General features: G+C 28.0%; 1 pseudogene. It reads left to right on the top strand.

The window, feature by feature from the left end:
- A pseudogene (locus ACQV18_RS09375) lies at positions 1-591 on the top strand (MFS transporter); the annotation flags it as partial.
- Positions 592-870 lie beyond the last annotated feature (279 nt).

Here is an 870-nt window from a genome sequence, read left to right as displayed (position 1 = left end):
AACAAAGACAAACCCTGTATGAGTCATCCTCAAAGAAGGGTTTGTCTTCAGTCTGAGATATTAGGAATCCTAATATTTATTTCTTTTTTAAATTTTATTATGATCTCATATGATCTAGCTTTACCATATATAATAAATGTAATTTTAAATAAATCTGAAGATTTTTATAGTCTTACAATAAGTTTGGAAGCGATTGGCGGGATTATTGGTGGAATTGTTTTAACTTATTTGAGTAAAAGAAGGAAAGACAGTAAGTTTGTTTCAGATATTAAGTATCTATGTATGATATTGTTAATAGCTGGTATTTTTAAAAACATCTATTTTATTTTTGGATGTGCTCTTATAAATGGTTATTTTTTAGTTCAAATAAATGCTAAAGTATTTACGATAATTCAAAAGGAGACGAGTCAGGAATATTTAGGCCGTGTTTTTTCAATTCTATTTATTTTCAGTTCTTTATTAGTATCTCCTTCTAATATTATTTTTGGTAAATTAGTCCCAGTTTTAAGTTGGAATATTTTTATTTTTTGCTCTTTTAGTATTTTTGTGATGTCATATATTGTGAATAAAAACTTTATTAAGGATAATTAACACGAAAATATAATACGCACTATTGACTTCAAAATAAGCTAACAAATCAGTTTTTAATATTTTGTTTTAGTTTTTTATAATTACACAAAGTAATTAAAGTCAAAGTTATTATTAATTTATAAATTGCAAATAGAACTTAGCCACCTAGAACAAAGTAGGCCTCGCTCATGAGAAGTGTGAGTTCAATGATCCATGTAGCTGTTTAATCTTTCTGTGAGGGCTTTATAAGGAGCTGAGCCATGGTAGCCTGATGGGCTGAGCGGTTTATCTGGCGTTTAC

Origin of the sequence: Facklamia sp. P9177 (assembly GCF_050409585.1) — a bacterium.
GTDB lineage: Bacteria > Bacillota > Bacilli > Lactobacillales > Aerococcaceae > Facklamia.
This window is presented reverse-complemented; position numbering and strand designations above follow the sequence as displayed.